Here is a 21,547-nt window from a genome sequence, read left to right as displayed (position 1 = left end):
GCGGCGCTACCTTTCCGGCACTCGCTTTGAATTCGAATCTGGGTTAACTTTCAAAGATGGAACACGATCGCGAATCGGCAGCGCTGCCGCTGGGTGACCTGTTTGCCGATGGCCCGTTTCCGCCGCACCACCACGGGTGTTTCGGCTGCGGGCCGTCGAATCCGGCCTCACCTCGCATGGTGTTCGAGCGGCGCGGCGACACCGTGCGCGGCACCTTCACCATGGATGAGCGGCATCAGGGCGCGCCGGGCGTGGCGCACGGCGGCATTGTCGCCGCGGCCCTGGACGAGGCGTCCGGATCGATCCTGTTCCCGCTGCGCCAGCCCGCGGTCACGGTGAATCTGGACGTGAACTTCCGCGCCCCCGCCCGGCTGGGCCGGGAATTCGTGGTCACTTCGCAATTGACCGCGCGCGAGGGCCGCAAGATGTTCATCGACGCGGTGCTCACCGACGGCGATACCGTCATCGCCACCTCGCGCGCACTCTTCCTGACCGTCACCCAGAGTCATTTCACCGATCTCGGCGCGACCCCGGGTGAATTGTTCAGTCTCGGTATCTGATTCGGCCGCGCGCGGCGCTTCAGCTCAGTCGCCGGATATCACCGCGCACGCGGTAGAAGCCGCCGCGCGCGGATTCGGAGACCGAATCGACCACGTAGCGCACGCCCGCCTCGCGAATATCGCGGGGGAACTGCACATTCCAGCCGTTCCGATAGCCGGGGGACACCACGTGCACACGCAGGTTGCCGCCGTCGTTCACGCATTCCACGATCACGCCGTCGCCCGCGTCGACGGCCAGTTCGACCGTGGCACTGGGGGTTACGGCGGAGATCTCCGGGGCCTTCACCGAAAGCGTCTGCGGCAGCACACCCTGTTCGGCGTCGTGAATGGCGGCTTCGCTCACATCCAGGCAGGCCAGTGAGCCATTGGTGGTGACCAGGTACAGCTTCTCGTCGTGGTACTGCATGGAATACGCCGAACCGCAGCCGGTTCCGAGCTTCCACAGCCGCTGACCGCTGGAGTCGAAGCAGTACACCGATGAGTAATTGTCACCGGCGAAGACATAGCGCCCGTCCGGTGAGGTGGCGCAGGAGAACACCATCGCATCGCACTGGTAGCCGCGATCGGACTGCCCGTTCTTGGCCACCATGCGCACCTGATTGCGGCTGGTGCCCGCGTACACCGCGTCGGCTTCCTGCCAGCCGAACAGCACCGCGCCGTCGGTGCGCACCTGCCATTCGTTATTGCCGCTCTCCAGATCGTATTTGGTGACGCCCTTCGAATGCCCGTGGTAGACACCGTCATCGTCGATGCGCACCATCCAGCCGGAATCGCCATTGCTCTGCCGCGACCACAGCGATTCCTCCTCGTGGTCGATGACGGTGAGCCCGCCCTTGCGGTCCGAGACGCCGAGAACGCCGTCGTGGATATCGAGCCAGTAGATGTCGACATTGGCCGCGATATCGTAGGCCGCGCGCGGCACCTTGCCGGACAGATCGTAGACGCGGCCGTCATCGCAGCCCGCGTAGATCCAGAAGTCATCGGCCACAATGCATTTCACCGCGTCCGGGAGACGGAAGCGGCCGGTCACCTCGCCCGCCGGGGTGAGCGTGAAGACATCGCCGCTCTCATTGCCCACCCAGCAGCGCTGTTCGTCCACGAAGATGCCGAAGGCGGCCGCACCGGAATCGAAGGTCCACAGCACCGGGGCCTTCTTCGCGGTGGACCGCTGCGAGACGATGGCGCGCCGGGTGACCGGTCGCGCGGCCCGCGCGCCCATGACCGCGGGCGCGTACCCCTTGCGCACCTTCTCGCCGAGCTTCTTGGCGGCCGCGGCGCGCGCCTTGTCCACGGTGGCAAAGGAACTCACCCGGACCTGCCCGGTCTCACCGATGCGGCCGAAACGAATGGTCACCTGGGTGTCAGCCACCACGACCTCGTAGAACTTGTGTGCCGAACCGCTGTCTTCCGACAGTTCCAGATAGGTGGTTTCCCCGGTGGTCATGCGCCGCGCTCCAAGCTTCCGTCAACGTTTACGCCGCGAAAGCTAGCAAGCCGCACCGACATTCGCTCCCCGGGGGCGGGGCGAATCAGAGGTAGAGCTGCGCCACCAGGCCCGCGAGCGCACCGCCGACCAGCGGTCCGAGCACCGGCACCCAGGCGTAGGCCCAGTCCGCGTTCTTATGCCGCGAGCCCGGATGCGCGGGCAATTGCTCCTCCACCCGCTCCGCGACGCCGCCGCCCGCGTTCAGATCGGCCGGAACCCGTTGCGGGAGCATATTCATCGGGCGTCCGGTGGGCAGCAGCGCGTAGGCGATGCGCGGTCCGAGATCGCGCGCCGGATTGATGGCGTATCCGGTCGGGCCGCCCAGCGATGCGCCGATGCCGACCACCAGCAGTGCCGCCGCCAGCGGTCCGAGTCCGCTCGGGGTGTGCCCGAAGGCCAGGATCACGAATACCAGCGCGAAGGTGGCGATGACCTCGGTGAGGAAATTCCACCGGTACGAGCGGATGGCGGGACCGGTGGAGAACACCGCCAGCTTCTTGGCCTCATCGGGCTCCTCGTCGAAATGCCGCTTGTACGCCACGAATGCGGCGCAGGCTCCGACGAACGCACCGGCCAGCTGCCCGCTGATGTAGGCGACGGTATTGCCGAAGTTCACCGGTACGCCCGGCGCGTATTCGTCAGCCCCGGCGAACAGATTGCCGATGGTGACGGCGGGATTGAGATGGCCGCCGGTCTTGTAGGCGACGTAGACGCCGCCGAATACGCCGAGTCCCCAGCCGAAGGTGATGAGCAGCCAGCCGCCATCGAAACCTTTTGATTTGGCGAGCAATACGTTGGCTACGACTCCGGCGCCGAGCAGGATGAGGATCCCGGTGCCGAGCGCCTCACTCACGAATATCTCGCTGAAGTTCATGGATGACCTCCGATCGGGTGTTCTTCCGCTGCTGCGGCCATACCTGATCAGACTCTACGGTTTGAACTTCAGCAAATCTCCAGGAACACGCGCCGGTGCCTCGGCGGGACGGACGTCAGTGGCCGAGCGCGGCCGCACCCGCCTGTGCGAACTTCTCATCCTGATCACCGCTCGGCGCGCCGGCCACACCGATGCCCGCGATCGGCGCGCCCTTGGCGTCGACGGGTGCGCCGCCGGCCAGGAACAGCGTCCCCGGAATCGCGGCCAGCTGCGGCGCGCTCTGCAACCGCCCGGCCAGCTGCGAGGTCGGCGCATTCCACGACACGGCCGTGAATGCCTTCTGCTTGGCCGATTCGAACGACTGCGGTCCCGCGCCGTCCCCGCGCAGCACCACGATGGTGTTCCCGTCCCGATCCACCACGGCCACGCTGACCCGCTGATTCTCCTGCTTCGCCGCATCCAGCGCCGCCTGCGCGGCCTTGGTCGCGGCGGCCACGGTCAGATGCGTGGTCTGCAGCAGATTCGCATCCGACGCGTCCGCCACAACCGGCGCTTTCACACCCGGCTCGGTGCTGTCCGCATTGGACGCCACGACACCGACCACCCCGGCGGTCACCGCCACCGCGGCCACCCCGCCGACCAGAATCCGGTTCCGCACCGATACACCCTTGCCGCCCATGCCATTTCCTAACGCTCGCACTCATTCCGAACCAACCGGCTCGTTCCCCACCAATCCTGCGACCCGAACCCCCCACCTGCCATCCCCGTCCCGGCTACATTCCCCACCCCACCCGGCCGACCCCCCTATCAGCCGATCGGTTGACCCGCAAACCCACCCGAACCAGGCACAATGACACTGTTTGCCCCGACCGAGGAGGTGCGAGAGTGTCCACGCCGCACGCGGAAACCGCCGACGCCCGCCGCCTCGGTCTGGTGATGGATGCCGCGTTCTATGTACTGCTGGCCGCCTCGCTGGCTCGCTTCCTGATCCGGCATCATGACACTCCGCGCGCGTCCTGGGTCATCGCGCTCTCGGTGCTGCTGGCCGTGCTCTACGCACTCGATGCCCGATCGGATCGCCACCGCGACCGTCCCGACCATCCGTTACGGCCGTGGCGCACAGTCTGGTTCGGGGCCGTGGTCGCGGTGTGGGCGGTGCTGGTGGTGTTGGGGCCGAGCTTCGCCTGGTGCGCGGTGCCACTTCTGTATCTGGCTCTGCGCATATTGCCGCTGCGGATCGCGCTGCCGCTCGCGGTGCTGCTGACCGGGCTGGTCGTGGTCACCCAGGTGCGGCTGGCGGGTTGGCTGGATCCGAATGTGCTGCTGGCTCCGCCCGCGGTCGCCGCCATTGCCACCGCGGTTTTCGTGTACATGCGGCGGCAGACCGAACGTGAGGCGGCGCTGGAACGGCGGGAGGGGATGCTCGAGGAACGGGGGCGGTTAGCCATGGAGATTCATGACACGCTCGCACAGGGGCTTTCGAGTCAGCGGATGCTGCTGCAGGCGGCAGAGCTGGTGTGGGAACAGGATTCGGTGCGAGCGCGGGAGCATGTGCGCACCGCAGCCGGGATCGCGGATCGCAATCTCGCCGAGGCGCGGCGATTCGTGCACGATCTAGCTCCGGCGGAGTTGGCCGAGAACGGTTCGCTCATTGCGGCTTTAGGTGCGTTCGCTGCGCGCGAGACAGGGCCGGAGCTGGCCGTTGGCTTCCAATTCGATGGGGCTCCCGTGGAGCTGCCCGCGCGGGTGGAGTCGACGCTATTGCGAATTGCGCAGGGCGCGTTGGCGAATGTACGCGAGCATGCCGGTGCGGCCAACGCCACGATTACGCTGACCTATCTGGGTGATCAGGTCGCGCTGGATATCGCGGATGACGGGTGCGGATTCGATCCCGAGCGGGTCACTTCCGAATCAGAACGCGGGCACGGGCTTCCGGCGATTCGGGCCCGGGTGCGGCAGTTCGGCGGCGCGGTGACCATTGAGTCCGCGCCGGGGGAGGGCACCGTGCTCTCCGCCGCGATTCCATCGGAGCGGTCATGACGGATTCGGCTGTGCGCCTGGTGATCTGCGATGACCACGTGGTGGTACGAGCGGGACTGCTGGCCTTGCTGTCGAGTGCACCGGGGATCGAGGTGATCGGTGAGGCGGGCAGTGGTCCCGAGGCGGTCGCGCTGGCCGAGCGGCTGCGGCCGGATGTGGTGCTGATGGATCTGCAACTCGGCGGCGATATGGACGGTGCGGAGGCCACCCGGCGGATCACCGAATTCGCTTCTCCCACACCGCGGGTGCTGGTGCTGACCACCTATGACACCGATGCGGATATCACCCGCGCCATTGCAGCGGGGGCGACCGGATATCTGTTGAAGGCCGAGAGTCCCGAGGAGCTGTTCGCCGCGATTCACGCCGCGGCGCAGGGCAAGACGGCGTTGTCGCCGCCGGTGGCGCACCGTGTCATGGCGCAGATGCGTAATCCGCGCCCCGCCTTGACCGCGCGCGAACTGGATATCCTCGCCCAGCTCTCGCGCGGTCTCGGCAATCGCGAAATCGCTCGCGCCCTGCACATTTCCGAGGCCACCGTCAAAACCCACCTCGGCCGCATCTACGACAAACTCGCCGTGGACACGCGCGCGGCCGCGGTCGCGGTGGCGAAGGAACAGCGCCTGCTGCCTTGATCACGCGGTGACCGGGGTGGTCACCACGATGCGGCGGCGACGGCTCGGCAGCATCATGGTCGGATGCGCGACGCTCCACGCGGCGGCCGCGCAGATGAGCTGCTTGATACGCACGCCCGTGCGCCCGGTGAAGATCTTGTCCGTGGGCTCATCCTCATCGGTCACCTTCTGCACCAGGGCATCTCGGCGGCCGAGGCTGATGCACTGCATGTTGTAGCCGATCGGGGTTTCGATCACCTCGCGACCGGTCAGCCGCGCGGCAAGGGCGTCCGAGCCCTGCCACGACATGGGAGTCGCTGTGGCGCAACCCATTCGCAGGGTCTTACCCCCGACTCCCGCGACATGCGCGGCATCGCCGAAGGCGTACACGTCGGGGTGCGAGACCGAACGCATGGTGCCGTCGACGACGATCCGCCCGGCCTCGGACACCTCGAGCGTGGTGGCGGCCGCGATGGGATGCACCGCGAAACCCGCGGTCCACACCGTCACCTGCGCCGGAATCTGCTCGCCTGCAGCGGTTTCCACGCCATTCGCGCCGACCCGGGCGATATCGGCGCACTCGTGCACGGTGACCCCGAGCCGATCCAGCGCGGTCCGCAGATACTGCCGGGCCTGCTCGCTGAGCCAGTCGCCGATACCGCCGCGCGCCGCGATGGCGACCGCGAGATCCGGCCGGGCCTCGGCGATCTCGGTGGCGGCCTCGATGCCGGTCAGTCCGCCGCCCGCGATCAGCACCGTTGCGCCCGAAGCCAATTCGCTCAGCCGTGCGCGCAGCGCCAGTGCGGCCCGCTTGCTCGCGACATTGTGGGCGTATTCGGTGACGCCCGGGACCCCGTAGTCGGCGACGGTGCTGCCCAGGGCGTAGACGAGGGTGTCATAGCCCAGCGTCTCGGCACCGTTCTCACCGAGGAGATCGACCGTCTTGGCGTCGACATCGACCGCGCCGACCCGCGCTACTTTCACCCGAACCCCGGTGCCCGCGAACATCTCGCGCAGCGGACGCTGCTTCAATTCCTGTCCGCTGGCGAGCTGATGCAGGCGCACCCGCTCGACGAAATCGGGATCACCATTGACCAGGGTGATCTCGACGTCATCGCGGTGCAGCCGCTTGGCGAGGCGTCCGGCGGCGGTGGCTCCGGCGTATCCGGCTCCGAGGACGACGATGCGGTGGTTCATGGTGAGCTCCTATCTGGTTTGCGACACCTCCTGAACCGGACAGCGCCGCAATCCCTGACAGAACTCGGATGTGATGTGGGTCACCAGCTCCCGGTGAGGGGCTGATGCGGTGCGGAAGCGGCCCACTGCCGGGCGAGGCGCTCCAGTTTGTCGGGATTGACCTGGATATTGATCGCCACGACGCCCTCGGGAGTCGCGTTCAGGGCGAAGATGCCGTAGACCCGCCCGGCGACCTCGACCAGCATCGCGGGATCGCCATTGACCTCGACGGCGTAGAACGTCGGCTCGCCGCCGACGTAGGCGATCTTGGCCGGGGTCGACCGGAAGATATCGCGCAGGTAGCGGGCGATGGCGAGCGCACCATTGACCGGGGTCCTGCGCGCCGGAACCGTGCTGCCGCCGTCGGCGATGCTGACGGCGTCGGCGGTGAGCAGGCGAATGAGCGGTTCGGTATCACCGCTCAGCACCGCGGCCAGGAATTCCTCGACGACCTTGCGCGCGGCCGCCGAATCCACCTCGATGCGCGATTTCTCCGCTCCGACATGCTGTTTCGCCCGCCGATACAGCTGCTGGCAATTCGATTCGGTGAGCTCGAGGATCGCCGCGATCTCCCGATGTGAATGCCCGAACGCCTCGCGCAGCACGTACACCACGCGCTCATTGGGCGAGAGCCGCTCCATCACGGTGAGCATGGCGATCGACACCGACTCCCGCTGTTCGACGGTATCGGCCGGGCCGAGCATCGGATCCCCGGCCAGCACCGGCTCCGGAAGCCACTGCCCCACATAGGTTTCCCGCCTGGCCCGCGCCGAGGTGAGCTGATTGAGACACAGATTGGTGAGCACCTTGGTCAACCACGCCTCGGGCACCTCGATCAGTGCCCGGTCCGCCGCGTGCCAGCGCAGATACGCATCCTGCACGGCATCCTCGGCATCACCGGCCGACCCCAGCAGCCGATACGCGATCGCCTCGAGCCGCCCCCGCGACCGCTCGAACAGATCGGCTTCATACGTAGTGACCACCATGCCCCAATCGTCGACCATCAGGATCGACAACGTGGAAAGGGGTGCCGCCGTATTCCGGCGGCACCCCTTTCCACTGTTGCTACGGGGCTAGCTGACCGCGAGCAGGCGGGCGGCGTTGGCGGCCTCGTCGTCGTTCGCCTCGTTGGCGGCGAGTTCGGCGTGGACGCGGTCGTAGTACTGGTTGATCTCCGCGTTGGTGCGGTCGTCGTCCCAGCCCAGGTGCGGGGCGATGAGGCGGGCGATTTCCGGGGCCGCCTTCAGGCCGCGGTCGGGCACCTCGATGGAGATGCGGGTGCGGCGGGTCAGGACGTCGTCCAGGTGCAGTGCGCCCTCGTGGGTGGCGGCGTAGACGGCCTCGGCGGCCAGGTAGTCCTCCGCGCCCGGAATCGGTTCGCGCAGTTCGGGAACCGCGGCGATGAGGTCGAATACGCTCTCGGTGAGCGAACCGTAGCGGCCGAGCAGATGGCGCACGGTCTCGACCGGCAGTTCGGCGCGGACCGCGACATCCTCGATAGCGCCGAGCATGTCCTGGTAGCCGACCGCGCCGAGCAGCGGCAGATCCGCGGTGACCGAGGACGGCGCGTCGCTGCCCAGTCGCGCGGCGGCGGCATCGACCACATCGGCGGCCATCACCCGGTAGGTGGTGTACTTGCCGCCCGCGATGACGAACAGCCCGGGGGCGGGTTCGGCGACCGCATGTTCGCGCGAGAGCTTGGAGGTCTCCTTGTTCGCACCGGTCATGAGCGGCCGCAGTCCGGCGTAGGTGCCGACGATATCGGCGCGCGTAAGCGGTTCGCGCAGTAGCGAATTGATGTGGTCGAGGATGTACTGCACATCCGCGGCGCTGGCGGTCGGATGGTTCTTGTCCAGCGACCAGTCGGTATCGGTGGTGCCGATGATCCAGTGCTCGGCCCACGGGATCACGAACAGCACGGACTTCTCGGTGCGCATGATCAGACCGGTGTTCATGTTCAGCCGCTCGCGCGGCACCATGATGTGCACGCCCTTGGACATGCGCACGTGGAACGGGAATTCCACGCCGGTCATCTTGATCATGTCATCGGTCCACACCCCGGTCGCGCTGATCACGGTGCGCGCCCGAATCGTATGTTCCAGACCGGTTTCCAGATCCATGACCTTCGCGCCGACGACCTTCTCACCGTCGCGCAGCAGTCCGGTGACCTTGGTTCGGGTGAGCACGGTCGCGCCGTGCTGGGCGGCGGTGCGCGCCAGGGTCATGGTGTGCCGGGCATCGTCGACCTGGGCGTCGTAGTACTTGATCGCCCCGGTCATGGCGTCATCCTTGAGCGCGGGCGCCAATTCCAGTGCGCCCGTGCGGGTCAGATGCCGGTGCATGGGCACCGCGCGCGCTCCGCCGAGGGTGTCGTACAGCGCCACGCCCGCGCCGATGTAGGCGCGCTCCCAGACGCGATGCTGCAGCGGGAACAGGAACGGCACCGGATGCACCAGGTGCGGGGCAAGCTTGTTCAGCAGCAGCCCGCGCTCCTTCAAAGCCTCACGGACCAAAGCGAAGTCGAGCTGTTCGAGGTAGCGCAGACCACCGTGGATGAGTTTGGACGACCGGCTCGAGGTGCCCGCGGCGAAATCGCGCGCCTCCACCAGGGTGACGGACAGTCCACGCGAGGCGGCGTCCAGGGCCGCTCCCGCGCCGGTTACGCCGCCACCGATCACCAGGACGTCGATCTCGGTGTCGCCGAGCGCATCGATGGCCCGGGTGCGGTAGGCGGGATCCAGTTGTGCGGACACGAAAATCTCCTTGTTATCGGTGTTTTCAGTCATGGGTGGCAGCTTCGGATCAGTCGTCGTCATCGATATCGACCCAGTCGAGCGTTCGTGACACCGCTTTGAGCCAGCGGGCGTACCCGCGCTCGCGCTGCTGCTCGGAAAAGGTGGGCTGCCAGCGTTTGTCCTCGTGCCAGTTGGCGACGAGTTCGTCTGTGTTGTTCCAGAATCCGACGGCCAGTCCGGCCGCGTAGGCCGCGCCGAGCGCTGTGGTCTCGGGCACCATCGGCCGCGAGACCGGTACGCCCAGGAAGTCGGCCTGGATCTGCATGGCCAGTTCATTGGAGGTGACGCCGCCGTCCACGCGCAGCGTCTCGAGCTTCACACCGGAATCGCGCTGCATGGCCTCGACCACATCGCGGGTCTGGTAGCAGATGGATTCCAGTGTGGCCCTGGCCAAGTGGGCGTTATTGCTGTAGCGGGACAGGCCCAGGATCGCGCCGCGCGCGTCGGGCCGCCAGTACGGTGCGAACAGTCCGGAGAACGCGGGTACGAAGTACACGCCGCCGGTATCGCTGACCTGACTGGCCAATCGCTCGATTTGCGATGCGCCGGAGATGATTCCGAGCTGATCGCGCAACCACTGCACGGCCGATCCGGTGACCGCGATCGACCCTTCGAGCGCGTACACCGGCTTCTCGTCGCCGAACTGGTACGCGACGGTGGTGAGCAGGCCGTGCTTGGAGTGCACAATATCGGTACCGGTATTCAGCATCAGGAAATTCCCTGTGCCGTAGGTGTTTTTGGCCTCACCGGTCCGGAAGCACACCTGGCCGACGGTGGCGGCCTGCTGATCGCCCAGTACCCCGGCGATTTTCACCGAACCCTTGAACGGCCCGTCCGGATTGGTGGTGCCGAAGATCTCAGGGTTGGAAGACGGTGCGATGGCGGGCAGCATGGCGCGCGGAATCCCGAACACCGACAGCAATTCCTCGTCCCAGTCCAGGGTTTCGAGATCCATCAGCATGGTGCGCGAGGCATTGGTGGGATCGGTGATGTGCACGCCGTCGCGCACACCGCCGGTGAGATTCCAGATCAACCAGGTGTCGGGGGTGCCGAACAGTGCGTCACCGCGTTCGGCGGCTTCCCGCACGCCCGGGACGTTGTCGAGAATCCATTTGAGTTTGCCGCCGGAGAAATACGGCGCGGGCGGCAGTCCGGCGCGCTGCCGGATGAGATCGCCGTGCCCGGCCTTCTCGATCTCCTTGATGATGCGATCGGTGCGTGTGTCCTGCCAGACGATGGCGTTGTAGTAGGGGCGTCCGGTGCGGCGGTTCCACACGATGGTGGTTTCGCGCTGATTGGTGACGCCGACGGCGGTGAGGTCCTGCGCCGTGAGTCCGGCCCCGGCCAGGGCGCTCTTGATGACGGTGCGGGTGCGTTCCCAGATCTCGTCCGGATTGTGTTCCACCCAGCCGGCCTGCGGCATGATCTGCTCATGTTCGAGTTGATGGCGGGCAACCACCGCGCCGCCGTGATCGAACACCATGAAGCGCGTGGAGGTCGTGCCCTGATCGATGGCTCCCACGTACTGCGTCATCGCGGTCCCTTTCCGGATACTCGTCGTTGAGTCCGTAATCCCTGGTGAGACCGGTTGCGGCCGGGCCCGAGGTCCACGTTACGAAGTGGAGGGTGTCACCGACAGGGTGCGCGTTCGACAATGCCGAACGGTTTGCTGATAGGTTACGACCATGCCCGGCCCGATTCAGTCGATCGAGCGCGCAGCGGCCATGCTGCGCCTGCTCGCACGCGGATCCGGGCGCATGGGAGTCGGGGAGATCGCGGCCGCGCTGGGGCTGGCCAAACCGACCGCGCACGGGATCCTGAAGACCCTGCAGGGCGTCGGGTTCGTGGAGCAGGACGCGGTCAGCGGTAAGTATCAGCTCGGGTCGGCGCTCGGTGAGCTGGGCGCCGGCTATCTCGATGCCAATGAGCTGCGCTCGCGCGCGATCAACCGGGCCGATGCGCTGGCCGCGCGCACCGGGGAATCGGTGCGCATCGCCGCGCCGGTGCACGGTGAGGTGCGGGTGATCCACCATGTCTTCCGCCCGGACAACACCTCACAGGCGCTCGAACTCGGTGAAGTGCTGCCGCCGTACGCGACCGCGCTCGGAAAAGTGTTGCTGGCCTACGATTCCGAGCTGGCGGCCGTGGTGCGCGAGGCCGAGCTGCCCGCACTGACCCACCGCACCATCACCGATCGGCCCGCACTGGGCCGCGCGTTGACCGAGGTGCGCCGCACCGGCTGGGCGGGGGAGATCGGCGAATACCGTTCCGGCGAAGCCGGTATCGGCGCACCGATTCGTTCGAGGGGCGGCCTGGTGGTCGGCGCGATGGGCATCACCGGACCCATCGATCACCTCTGCGACGGCCAGCTGCGCCTCCGCACCGCGCTCATCGCGCAGGTTCGTGATGCGGCACAAGCTGTTTCGCGCGATTTGGGCGGTGCACAGTGAGGGCGCGCCCGGTGATCGGCTCCATTAGGTTGACCATATCCCGTTGCCGCACAGGGGTTCCCATGCCGGATCGGAGCGAGCTCGGATGACGCAGCGCTATGTTCTGGCGATCGATCAGGGCACGACCTCGACCCGCTGCATCCTGTTCGATCAGCGCGCCCGGTTCGCGGGGGTGGCGCAGCGGGAGCATCGGCAGCACTATCCCCGGCCCGGCTGGGTGGAGCAGGACGCGCTGGAGATCTGGAAGACCGTGGAGCGGGTGGTGCCCGCGGCGCTGCGGGATGCGGGCATCACGGCGGAGCAGGTGGCGGCGCTGGGAATCGCGAATCAGCGGGAGACGACCGTGGTGTGGGATCGGCGCACCGGTACGCCGATCGGGCGCGCCATCGTCTGGCAGGATGTGCGCACCGAGGAACTGGTCTCCGATTTGCGGGAAACGCCGGGGGCGGAACGGATTCGGGAACTGTGCGGGCTGCCGCTGGCCACCTATTTCGCCGCGCCCCGATTGCGCTGGATGCTGGACAACGTCTCGGGTCTGCGCGAGCGCGCCGAACGCGGTGAGGTGCTGTTCGGCACCATGGAGACCTGGCTGATCTGGAATCTCACCGGCGGTGCGGATCACGGGGTGCACGTCACCGATGTGACCAATGCCGGGCGCACACTGCTGATGAATCTGGCCACCCTGGCCTGGGATGACGAGCTGTTGCGATTCTTCGACATCCCGAAGGCGATGTTGCCGCGCATCGAACCGTCCACCGGGGATTTCGGCGTGGCCCGCCGGGTGGTGCCTGGCGTGCGCATCGCGGCCGCACTCGGCGATCAGCACGCGGCGCTGTTCGGTCAGACCTGTTTCGCACCCGGTGAGCTCGAATGCACCTATGGCACAGGCGGATTCCTGCTCATGAACACCGGACGCGAACTGGTGCGCTCGCAGCACGGACTGCTCACCACCATCGGTTATCAGATCGGCCCGGATCCGGTGTACGCGCTGGAGGGCCCGATCGCGGTGACGGGTTCACTGGTGCAGTGGCTGCGGGACAATATCGGGCTCATCGCGAGCGCCCCGGAGATCGAAACCCTCGCGGGCACAGTCCAGGACAATGGCGGCTGCTATCTGGTGCCCGCGTTCTCGGGTCTTTACGCCCCGCATTGGCGCAGTGACGCGCGCGGTCTGCTCATCGGTCTCACGTCCTATATCACCAAGGGCCACATAGCCCGTGCCGTCCTGGAGGCCACCGCGTGGCAGACCCGGGACGTGGTCGAGGCCATGAACGCCGATGCCGGACTGCGCGCCGAGTCGCTCCGGGTGGCCGGCGGAATGACCTCCGACAACCTCCTCATGCAGATAGTCGCCGATGTCCTCGACATACCGGTCATGCGCCCCATAGTCTCCGAAACCGTCTCGCTGGGCGCGGCGTACGCGGCGGGCCTGGCGGTCGGTTATTGGCCGGATCTCGAAGGGCTGCGCCATAACTGGCGGGTGGCGGCCCAGTGGGTGCCGCGCATGGACCCCGCGCTGCGCGCCGACGAATACGACAACTGGCGGCGAGCCGTGGAGCTTACCTTCGGTTGGCTGCGCCCCAAGAAGCCCTTGACCTAACGTGGCAGATATGCGGTTGTACGTGGGATGCGCGATGTGGACACACCCGGACTGGCAGGAACGCCCACTTCCCCCGGCGGAGCGCCTGCGCACCTACGCCTCCTGGTGCAACGCGGTCGAAGGCAACACCACCTTCTACGCCACCCCGCAGCGCCGCACCGTCGAATCCTGGTCCCGCCAAACCGATCCCGATTTCCGCTTCGTCATGAAGCTGCCGCGCACGGTGACCCACGACCGCCGCCTGTCCGGCATAGACAACGATATGAACCTCTTCCTCGACGCCATCGAACCCCTCGGCCGTCGCCTGCACGCCCTCTGGATCCAACTCCCCGGCTCCTTCACCGACCTGAAAGCCCTGTCCAACCTCCTCGAAGGGCTCCCCCCGCACTATCGCGCGGCCGTGGAGGTCCGCCATCCCGCCTTCTTCGAAAACCCCAGAGCCATAGCCCAATTGGAAGCCGTTCTGGAAGCCGCGGGCGCGGAGTGGATCCCCTTCGACACCACCGTCCTGTTCGCCGCGGGCCCGATCAGCACCGCCGAACGCGAGGCCCAATCCAAGAAACCCAAACTCCCGCGCCGCACCAGGGCCCTCACCGAATTCCCGATCGTCCGCTACCACGGCCGCGACGATGCCGCCGCCACCGTCGCGGGCTGGCAACCCTGGGTGGAGCAAACCGTCACCTGGCTCCAAGAGGGCCGCTCCCCAACGATTTTCATCCACACCCCCGACAACGCCACCTCCCGCACCCTCTCCCGCCGCTTCCACGCCGAAGTAGCCACCCACCTCCCGGACCTGGAGCCGCTGCCCGATCCCATCCCGACCGATCCCATGACCCTGTTCTGAGGGCCCGGACGCAATGAAAAACGCCGCCCCGGAACGGATTCCGGGACGGCGCTGGATGCGAAGGTCAGACCACGAGCAGGGCGGCCTGTTTCTCCGCGCGTTCGGCGTCGCGGGCGAGGGAGCGGTCGCGCTGTTCCTCGAACTTGACCACGTCCTTGCGCAGCTTGTCGAGGTAGTCGCCGAGTTCATTGCGAAGTTGGTCGCCGTGCGCGCCGAAGTCGGTGCGGTCGAAGATATTCCACTTCTTCAGGACGGGCAGCAGGACCTCCTCCAGGTGCTGGCGGAGGTCGTAGATGCCGTGTTTGGCCATGAGGACGCCGTTGCGGCGGAAGTTGGGCATACCGGCGCCGGGCATCTCGAAATTGCGGATCATATGGGTGATGGCTTCCATGGACTGATCGGGGGAGAGGTCCAGGGCCGCGCCGCACAGGTTGCGGTAGAAGATCATGTGCAGGTTCTCGTCGGCGGCGATGCGCTGCAGCATCCTGTCCGCTATGGGGTCATTGCAAACTTTGCCGGTATTGCGATGCGAAACGCGCGTCGCTAATTCTTGAAAAGTGACATAGGCGACGGAAGCCATAAATCCGGCAGCAGCCGGAATGGCGTTGGTGCCGATACGTTTCCGTGCGATCTGAGTCGCGCTGTAGCCGTTGGTCATGTGGATCATCCGGGCGTGTTCGAGCGCCTCGGGATCGACGCCGCGAGTCACCACCAGATAGTCGCGCAGTACGATGCCGTGCCGGTTCTCCTCGGCGGTCCAGCGGCCCACCCAGGTGCCCCACGGACCGTCCATGGAGAAGTTCTCCGAGATTTCCCTGTGGTAACTGGGCAGATTGTCCTCGGTGAGAAGATTGGTGATCATTGCCGCCTTGGCGACCTCGCTGAGCTGCGACTCCTCCGGATCCCAATCCTTACCGCCCATTGCTGCGAAGTTGCGACCCGCATCCCACGGCACATAGTCGTGCGGATGCCAGTCCTTGGCCATGGATAGATGCCTATTCACATTCGCTTCGGCGATCGGCTCAAGCTCGATGAGCATCTCGAGCTGCGTGAGATTCCTGGCCACCGTCGTGTGCCTCCCTCGAAATGGCAATGCGCTGCGGAATGATGCAGTAGAAAGCGCTTGAGAACTGGCGATCGCCGCCGCGGGGAAGACGCCGCCGGGAAGAGTTCCGGGGATGTCCGCGTGTCGGTCAAAGAGACTGGTCGGCTTCGCCTCGGATAATCTAGCCCAGTTCGCCGGAGATTGGCTTCATCCCCCGCCGAAGTGTCAACCGGCCGGGTGCGTTCGCTAGTTGCTACCAGTCCTTGACAGCCCACGCGGATCGAAATCTGGTTCGCCGGAGCATTGCTACGGAGAGTGAACGATCATGCAGACGCCTAAAAGGAAGTTCCCGAACGTCGTGGTCACCAGCTTGGCGGCCACCACCTCCATTGCCGGTGACGTCGATTCGACCTGGAAGGGCCTACTCAACGGCGAGAGCGGGATCGACGTTCTCGAGGACAGCTTCCTCGACGATTTCGGCCTGCCCGTGCGCATCGGCGGACATCTGAAGGTGTCGCCGACCTCGGTCCTCGAACGTGAGGAATGCCGCCGCACCTCGTATGTCGAGCAGATGGCGCTGGTGCTGGGCCGCGAGGTCTGGCGCAACGCGGGCAGTCCGGAGGTGGACGGCGATCGCCTCGGCGTGGCCATCGGCACCGGTCTGGGCGGTGCGGAAATGCTGATCATCGCGCGCGACAAACTCTCCAGCGGCGGCTACCGCAAGGTCTCGCCCCTGACCGTGCAGACCATCATGCCGAACGGTCCGGCGGCCGTGGTCAGTGTGGAGCTGGGCGCGAGGGCCGGTGTGACAACGCCTGTTTCGGCTTGTTCGTCCGGTTCGGAGGCGATCGCGAACGCCTGGCAGAAGATCGTCATGGGCGATGCCGACATGATGATCACCGGCGGCGTGGAAGGTTCCATCCAGGCGCTCCCCATCGCGGGCTTCTCCATGATGCGCGCCATGAGCACCCGCAACCACGATCCGAAGGCCGCCTCGCGCCCCTTCGACCGCGATCGCGACGGTTTCGTCTTCGGTGAGGCGGGCGCGCTCATGATCATCGAAACCGAGGAGCACGCACTGGCTCGCGGCGCGAAGATCCACGCCCGAATCATGGGCGCGGGCATCACATCCGACGGTTTCCACCTCGTCGCCCCCGATCCGGAGGGCACCGGGGCCGCCCGCGCCATGAGCCGCGCCATGGAACACGCCGGTATCTCCAAATCCGATGTGTCGCATATCAATGCGCACGCCACCGCCACCCCGATCGGCGATACGGCCGAGGCGAACGCCATCTATCAGGCCGTCGGCAACCACGCAGCTGTCTACGCGCCGAAGTCCGCGCTCGGCCATTCCATCGGTGCCGTGGGTGCGCTCGAATCGGTTCTCACCGTGCTCAGCGTGCGCGACGGAATCATCCCGCCCACCTTGAATTTGGACAATCTGGACCCGGAAATCGACCTTGACGTGGTCGCCGGTTCGGCGCGCTCCGGTACCTACGAGTACGCGCTGAACAACTCGTTCGGTTTCGGCGGCCACAACGTAGCCCTGGCCTTCGGCCGGTACTGAGTGACGTGCATCATGGACACCTGCTAGTCTTCCCCAGCCCCAGCTACTTCTCGGGCTTCGGTGTCGATTCTTGTTCGGTGTCACTGCACAGTCATTTCTGTGAGTTGAAAAAGGATAGGGAATGATCGGCGAGACCATTGATGACTATCTGGACGAACGCGGCAATATTCAGATGCCGAGCAACCAGACCATGATCGACCTGGTCGACAAGCACTCTGCGGCGCAAGGGGATGAGCTCGCCTACCGCTATGTCGACTACTCCCGCGAACGCGACGGTGAGTATTTCGAGCTGACCTGGAACGAGTTCGGTGTCCGGTTGCGCGCGGTGGCAGCCCGGTTGCAGCAGGTGACGCAGCCGGGCGATCGAGTCGCCATCCTGGCGCCGCAGGGCTTGGACTACATCGTCGCCATGTACGCGGCGGTCTACGCGGGTTGTATCGCGGTGCCGCTGTTCGACCCGGATGAGCAGGGTCATTCGGATCGGTTGCACGCGGTGCTCGACGACTGTCAGCCCGCGGCCATCCTGACGATCGGTCCCTCGGCACCCGGTGTGCGCGAGATCTTCCGGGATCTGCCCGCGCCGAAACGGCCGCGCATCATTGCGGTGGAAGCGATTCCGGACAGCGTCGGTTCCGCCTGGGTGCGCCCGGACATCAATATCGACAGCGTCGCGTACCTGCAGTACACCTCCGGTTCCACCCGCACGCCCGCCGGTGTGGAGATCACGCACCGCGCGGTCGGCACCAACCTGCTGCAGGTGATCAATACCGTTGGTATCACCGAGAAAGCGCGCGGCGTCACCTGGTTACCGCTGTTCCACGATATGGGCCTGTTGACGGTCATCCTGCCGACCATCGGCGGCAAGTTCATCACCATCATGTCGCCCAGCGCCTTCGTGCGCCGGCCGTACCGCTGGATCAAGGAACTGGCCGCGCAGGAGGACGGCGCCGAGATCTTCGCCGCCGCACCGAATTTCGCGTTCGAGCATGCCGCGGCGCGCGGATTGCCCAAGCCGGGTGAGGAACTCGACCTCTCCAATGTGATCGGCCTGATCAACGGCAGCGAACCGGTATCGGTGACGTCGATGAAGAAGTTCAACGACGCCTTCGAGCCGTACGGTCTGCCCAAGACCGCGATCAAGCCCTGCTACGGCATGGCGGAGGCGACGCTGTTCGTCTCGGCGACCAAGCGCGAGGATGAGGCGCGGGTGGTCTACGTGGACCGCACCGAACTCAACGCCGGGCGCATGACCGAGGTCAGTCCGGACGCGGAAAACGCTGTGTCCCAGGTGTCTTGCGGTTATGTGGCGCTGTCGCAGTGGGCGGTGATCGTCGATCCGGAGACCGGTGCGGAGAAGCCGGAGGGCGAGGTCGGCGAGATCTGGCTGCACGGCAAGAACATGGGCATCGGCTACTGGGGTCGCCCCGAGGAATCCGAGGCCACCTTCCGCAATCGCCTGAAAGTCCGTCAGCCGCAAGGCAGTCACGCCGAGGGCGCGGATGACGACGCGGATTGGATGCGTACCGGCGACTTCGGTTCGTACCTGGACGGCGAGCTCTACATCACCGGCCGCGTCAAGGATCTGGTGATCGTGGACGGGCGCAATCACTATCCGCAGGATCTGGAGTACTCCGCGCAGGAGTCCAGCACCGCGCTGCGCCCGGGATTCGTTGCGGCATTCTCGGTTTCGGCGAATCAGATGCCGGTCGAGGCGGCCACGCCGAACGGTGTGAAGCTCACCCTGGATCCCGGTGACAATGCCGAGCAATTGGTGATAGTGGCCGAACGCGGTACCGGCGCGGCCAAACTCGAACCGGAGCCCATCGCCGAGGCGGTGCGCACCGCCATCGCCAAACGGCACGGCGTCACCGTCCGCGATCTGCTGCTCGTCCCGGCCGGTTCCATTCCGCGCACCTCCAGCGGCAAGATCGCCCGCCGCGCGTGCAAGACCGCGTACGTCGAAGGCACCCTGCGCGGCGGCTACCGCCAGCAAGCCTTCCCCGACGTGACGGAATAGTGCATCGTCATCCCGGCCGAAGACGTGCCGGGATGCCGGGGAAGTTCGGCCCGCGTGCACTGCGCGCGGGCCGTTTTCATGCCAAGGGGGGTTGGCACGGCGGTGCGTACCGGGCAGGTAGTCAGACCGGTCCGTACACTTCCTGGCCGTGTGGACTTCCGCCCGGATCGGGCTTCTTCTGACGACTACCGCTGCCGTACTGGCCTTTTCCGGAATGCCGGTGGCCGGTGCGACCGAGGTGGCTCCCGCATTCTGCGGAACGCCGCTCTCCGCCGATGAAATCGGGACAATCGGCCGACTATCGGACACTTCAGACCTGACCGGGGATGCGTTGCAGCGGTTGGAGACCGCCGTGCGGCGCAATCACGAGATCACCGAAATCCTCACCGCGCACAAGGATCGCCGGGGACTGTTCGGTATCGGCCTGGACGGCGTCGAACAGGTCGCGGTCATGCCCCTGCAGGAGGATCCCACCGCCTTCCAGGACCGCGATTACGCGCACGCCATCAGCCTCGAGCTACTGAGCCGCTACCTGAACAACCTGCATGCCGAATTCACCGGTGGCGCGGTCGAATCCCATTGGGCGCGTTACTTCGCGCAGGCGGCGCGGTGTGAGCTGTCCGGGGCGCGGGTGGCCATGTCCGGCTACAGCGCGCATCTCGCGGTGGACCTGTCGTACTCCATCGCCGCGATCGGCACCCGCCCCGAGAACGCCCCCGACTACTTCAAGATCGTCGCCGCCATCGCGGGTGCGGGCGATGTCATCGTGGACCGCACCAAAGAGGTCTACAACGCCGACCTCGGCCCGCTCTGGCGCTTCTACTTCGTCGGCGAGGGCCTGGACCTGCTCGTGGGCAAGGGTGTCGCCACCAAACCCCTGCTGGTCCTGGCCGACCTCGGCGCGAACGTCGTGATCTTCGGAAACGGTCTGGCCCTGGAGGATCCGGCCCTGCGCGACGCCACCGCCGGTGAGATCCGCGCCCTCACCGATGCCGCCGACGTCGCCTTCCAGGTGCTGGCCGACATCCACGCCCTCTAGCCGTCTCGACAAGCCATCCGGCCGTCCCGGCGTGCGATCCACACCGTGCTGGTCGAATCAGCCTGCGGCGGTGTCGGTTCGGCGGCGGCGACGGCCTGCCGCCTTGGCCCAGTACATCGAATAGTCCGCGGCCTGCAGCAGGTCGTCGGCTGTCGTATGCGCCGCGTACTCCTCGGCGATGCCGACGCTGGCGGTGACGGTGAGCCGATGCCCCTGCACCTCGAACGGATGGGTGAAGGCGCGGCGTACGCAGCGCGCGATCTCATCCACCTCGGCGGTGGAGTTCGGCACCAGCACCACGAATTCGTCACCGCCGATGCGGGCGACCAGCTGCCCGAAGCCGTCCGCGCAGGCGTCCAGCCGCGCGGCGGCCTGCACCAGCAGTTCATCGCCGACCGCATGCCCGAAGGTGTCGTTGACGGCCTTGAAATGGTCCAGATCCACGTAGCAGAGCCCCACCCGGCTGTCCGGATCGGTGAAGGCGGCGGTGAGCGCGTCGAAGAAGCGGGAGCGATTGGCCAGCCCGGTCAGCTGATCGTGGTGGGCGCGATAGTGCAGTCGTTCGCGCAGCGCGCGCCGCTCGGAGATGTCCTCCACCAGAATGAGCGTGTACTGCGGCTGGCCGTGATCATCGCGAATCAGCGAGACATTGATATTGGTCCACACGGTGCGCCCGTCCCGGTGCGGATACGCCTTCTCCAACTGCGCGTTGTCCACATCCCCGCGTAGCACCGACGCGTACAGCGGCCACATCTCCGGATCATCGTCGGGATGGCTGAGATCGGTGACTTCGAGGGCGCACATCTCGGCGGGGGTGTAGCCGAGCATATTCGCGAAAGCAGCGTTCACTTCGATGATGCGTCCGGTCATATCGGACAATCCGGTGCCAATTCCGGCCTGCGCGAACACCGCTCGGAATCGCGCCTCACTGGCTCGCAGTTGTTCCTGCATGCGTAATCGCGCGGTCATCTCCGCCACCCGCACGCTTTCCTGCTCGGTGAGCAGCCAGCGCCGGAAGGCGCGGACATAGCCGGTTGTGAAGGCGCCCAGCAACTCTGCGGCACGCGTGGCCGGAATCGCGTTCTCCTGAGCGAAATACGCGTCGAGCACCGAGACGCAGCGGCCCAGCACCTCATCCCCGACGAAGTGCGCCCGCGCCAGTTCCGCGCCGAGTTCGGCCACCCGTTCGGCGGGCTCGCCATTGCGCGCGGCGGCATCGACCTGCCCGGCCAGCCGGGCGAGCAGTGCGATGGTCTCGTCGCGGCTCATGGGCACGACGTGATCGCGGGCTCCGCTGTCGAGCGCGGCCACCCACTGATCGACCAGTTCGGCGTGCGGGCCACCCTGCTCCGGCCCACCCCCGGGATCCGACGCCATGAGGGT

Annotated in this window: 18 protein-coding genes; 9 read left to right on the top strand and 9 right to left on the bottom strand. The window is 66.4% G+C overall.

All coding sequences use genetic code 11. The features are described 5' to 3' along the window. Window positions 1-56 precede the first annotated feature (56 nt). Window positions 57-560, top strand: coding sequence for a PaaI family thioesterase (locus tag ACFC0O_RS11190; protein ID WP_375955731.1), 504 nt, complete (start codon window positions 57-59; stop codon window positions 558-560). A gap of 19 nt (window positions 561-579) precedes the next feature. Here the strand turns inward: ACFC0O_RS11190 and ACFC0O_RS11185 are convergent, their stop codons facing one another. The 3 genes from ACFC0O_RS11185 to ACFC0O_RS11175 all read right to left on the bottom strand — a co-directional run bounded on the left by ACFC0O_RS11185 (window position 580) and on the right by ACFC0O_RS11175 (window position 3,599). Further along, window positions 580-2,004, bottom strand: a complete 1,425-nt coding sequence (locus ACFC0O_RS11185; RefSeq protein ID WP_375955729.1) for a WGR domain-containing protein — start codon at window positions 2,002-2,004, stop codon at window positions 580-582. 85 nt (window positions 2,005-2,089) lie between these two features. Further along, a complete protein-coding gene (locus ACFC0O_RS11180; protein ID WP_375955727.1) occupies window positions 2,090-2,920 on the bottom strand; it encodes an MIP/aquaporin family protein in 831 nt (276 codons plus the stop codon). A gap of 115 nt (window positions 2,921-3,035) precedes the next feature. Further along, window positions 3,036-3,599 carry a heme-binding protein gene (locus ACFC0O_RS11175; RefSeq protein ID WP_375955725.1) on the bottom strand — a complete coding sequence of 188 codons (564 nt, stop codon included), beginning with the start codon at window positions 3,597-3,599 and terminating at the stop codon, window positions 3,036-3,038. A gap of 206 nt (window positions 3,600-3,805) precedes the next feature. Between ACFC0O_RS11175 and ACFC0O_RS11170 the strand changes: the two genes are divergently transcribed. Together ACFC0O_RS11170 and ACFC0O_RS11165 are read left to right on the top strand one after the other, a co-directional pair. After that, the gene (locus ACFC0O_RS11170) at window positions 3,806-4,960 is read left to right on the top strand and encodes a sensor histidine kinase (RefSeq protein ID WP_375955723.1); all 1,155 of its coding nucleotides are present in this window, start codon (window positions 3,806-3,808) and stop codon (window positions 4,958-4,960) included. After that, the gene (locus ACFC0O_RS11165) at window positions 4,957-5,592 is read left to right on the top strand and encodes a response regulator (protein WP_375955721.1); all 636 of its coding nucleotides are present in this window, start codon (window positions 4,957-4,959) and stop codon (window positions 5,590-5,592) included. Before ACFC0O_RS11170 ends, ACFC0O_RS11165 begins: the two co-directional genes overlap by 4 nt. Here the strand turns inward: ACFC0O_RS11165 and ACFC0O_RS11160 are convergent, their stop codons facing one another. The 4 genes from ACFC0O_RS11160 to glpK (ACFC0O_RS11145) all read right to left on the bottom strand — a co-directional run bounded on the left by ACFC0O_RS11160 (window position 5,593) and on the right by glpK (ACFC0O_RS11145) (window position 11,136). Next, window positions 5,593-6,768, bottom strand: a complete 1,176-nt coding sequence (locus ACFC0O_RS11160) for an NAD(P)/FAD-dependent oxidoreductase (protein WP_375955719.1) — start codon at window positions 6,766-6,768, stop codon at window positions 5,593-5,595. A gap of 80 nt (window positions 6,769-6,848) precedes the next feature. Further along, complete coding sequence (gene sigJ / locus ACFC0O_RS11155) at window positions 6,849-7,793, bottom strand: RNA polymerase sigma factor SigJ (protein WP_375955717.1); 945 nt, start codon at window positions 7,791-7,793, stop codon at window positions 6,849-6,851. Window positions 7,794-7,880: 87 nt separating this feature from the next. Beyond that, the gene (glpD, locus tag ACFC0O_RS11150) at window positions 7,881-9,593 is read right to left on the bottom strand and encodes a glycerol-3-phosphate dehydrogenase (protein ID WP_375955716.1); all 1,713 of its coding nucleotides are present in this window, start codon (window positions 9,591-9,593) and stop codon (window positions 7,881-7,883) included. Between the two features lie 16 nt (window positions 9,594-9,609). Then, window positions 9,610-11,136, bottom strand: coding sequence for a glycerol kinase GlpK (gene glpK, locus ACFC0O_RS11145; RefSeq protein ID WP_375955714.1), 1,527 nt, complete (start codon window positions 11,134-11,136; stop codon window positions 9,610-9,612). 151 nt (window positions 11,137-11,287) lie between these two features. Between glpK (ACFC0O_RS11145) and ACFC0O_RS11140 the strand changes: the two genes are divergently transcribed. From ACFC0O_RS11140 to ACFC0O_RS11130, 3 genes are all read left to right on the top strand, one after another. Beyond that, window positions 11,288-12,052 (top strand): IclR family transcriptional regulator, encoded by a 765-nt coding sequence (locus tag ACFC0O_RS11140; protein WP_375955712.1) that lies wholly within the window; start codon window positions 11,288-11,290, stop codon window positions 12,050-12,052. Window positions 12,053-12,137: 85 nt separating this feature from the next. Further along, window positions 12,138-13,652, top strand: coding sequence for a glycerol kinase GlpK (gene glpK / locus ACFC0O_RS11135; RefSeq protein ID WP_375955711.1), 1,515 nt, complete (start codon window positions 12,138-12,140; stop codon window positions 13,650-13,652). A 10-nt stretch (window positions 13,653-13,662) separates the two neighbouring features. Next, window positions 13,663-14,496, top strand: coding sequence for a DUF72 domain-containing protein (locus tag ACFC0O_RS11130; RefSeq protein WP_375955709.1), 834 nt, complete (start codon window positions 13,663-13,665; stop codon window positions 14,494-14,496). A 64-nt stretch (window positions 14,497-14,560) separates the two neighbouring features. Here the strand turns inward: ACFC0O_RS11130 and ACFC0O_RS11125 are convergent, their stop codons facing one another. Further along, window positions 14,561-15,562: an acyl-ACP desaturase gene (locus ACFC0O_RS11125; RefSeq protein ID WP_375955707.1), complete on the bottom strand. Its 1,002-nt coding sequence runs from the start codon at window positions 15,560-15,562 to the stop codon at window positions 14,561-14,563. 304 nt (window positions 15,563-15,866) lie between these two features. On the opposite strand from ACFC0O_RS11125, the gene ACFC0O_RS11120 reads away from it, so the two are divergent. From ACFC0O_RS11120 to ACFC0O_RS11110, 3 genes are all read left to right on the top strand, one after another. Further along, window positions 15,867-17,108, top strand: a complete 1,242-nt coding sequence (locus ACFC0O_RS11120; protein ID WP_364628774.1) for a KasA/KasB family beta-ketoacyl-ACP synthase — start codon at window positions 15,867-15,869, stop codon at window positions 17,106-17,108. A 124-nt stretch (window positions 17,109-17,232) separates the two neighbouring features. After that, window positions 17,233-19,125: a long-chain-fatty-acid--AMP ligase FadD32 gene (fadD32, locus tag ACFC0O_RS11115; protein WP_375956115.1), complete on the top strand. Its 1,893-nt coding sequence runs from the start codon at window positions 17,233-17,235 to the stop codon at window positions 19,123-19,125. A 148-nt stretch (window positions 19,126-19,273) separates the two neighbouring features. Next, the gene (locus ACFC0O_RS11110) at window positions 19,274-20,164 is read left to right on the top strand and encodes a DUF5995 family protein (protein WP_375955705.1); all 891 of its coding nucleotides are present in this window, start codon (window positions 19,274-19,276) and stop codon (window positions 20,162-20,164) included. A gap of 57 nt (window positions 20,165-20,221) precedes the next feature. Here ACFC0O_RS11110 and ACFC0O_RS11105 read toward each other — a convergent pair whose 3' ends face one another. Then, window positions 20,222-21,541 carry a diguanylate cyclase domain-containing protein gene (locus tag ACFC0O_RS11105; RefSeq protein ID WP_375955703.1) on the bottom strand — a complete coding sequence of 440 codons (1,320 nt, stop codon included), beginning with the start codon at window positions 21,539-21,541 and terminating at the stop codon, window positions 20,222-20,224. Between the last annotated feature and the right edge of the window lie 6 nt (window positions 21,542-21,547).

The sequence above is a fragment of the Nocardia sp. NPDC056100 genome, from assembly GCF_042266325.1.
Lineage (GTDB): Bacteria > Actinomycetota > Actinomycetes > Mycobacteriales > Mycobacteriaceae > Nocardia.
Note: the sequence above shows the minus strand (reverse complement) of the source record. Positions and strands in the feature narration are given on the sequence as shown.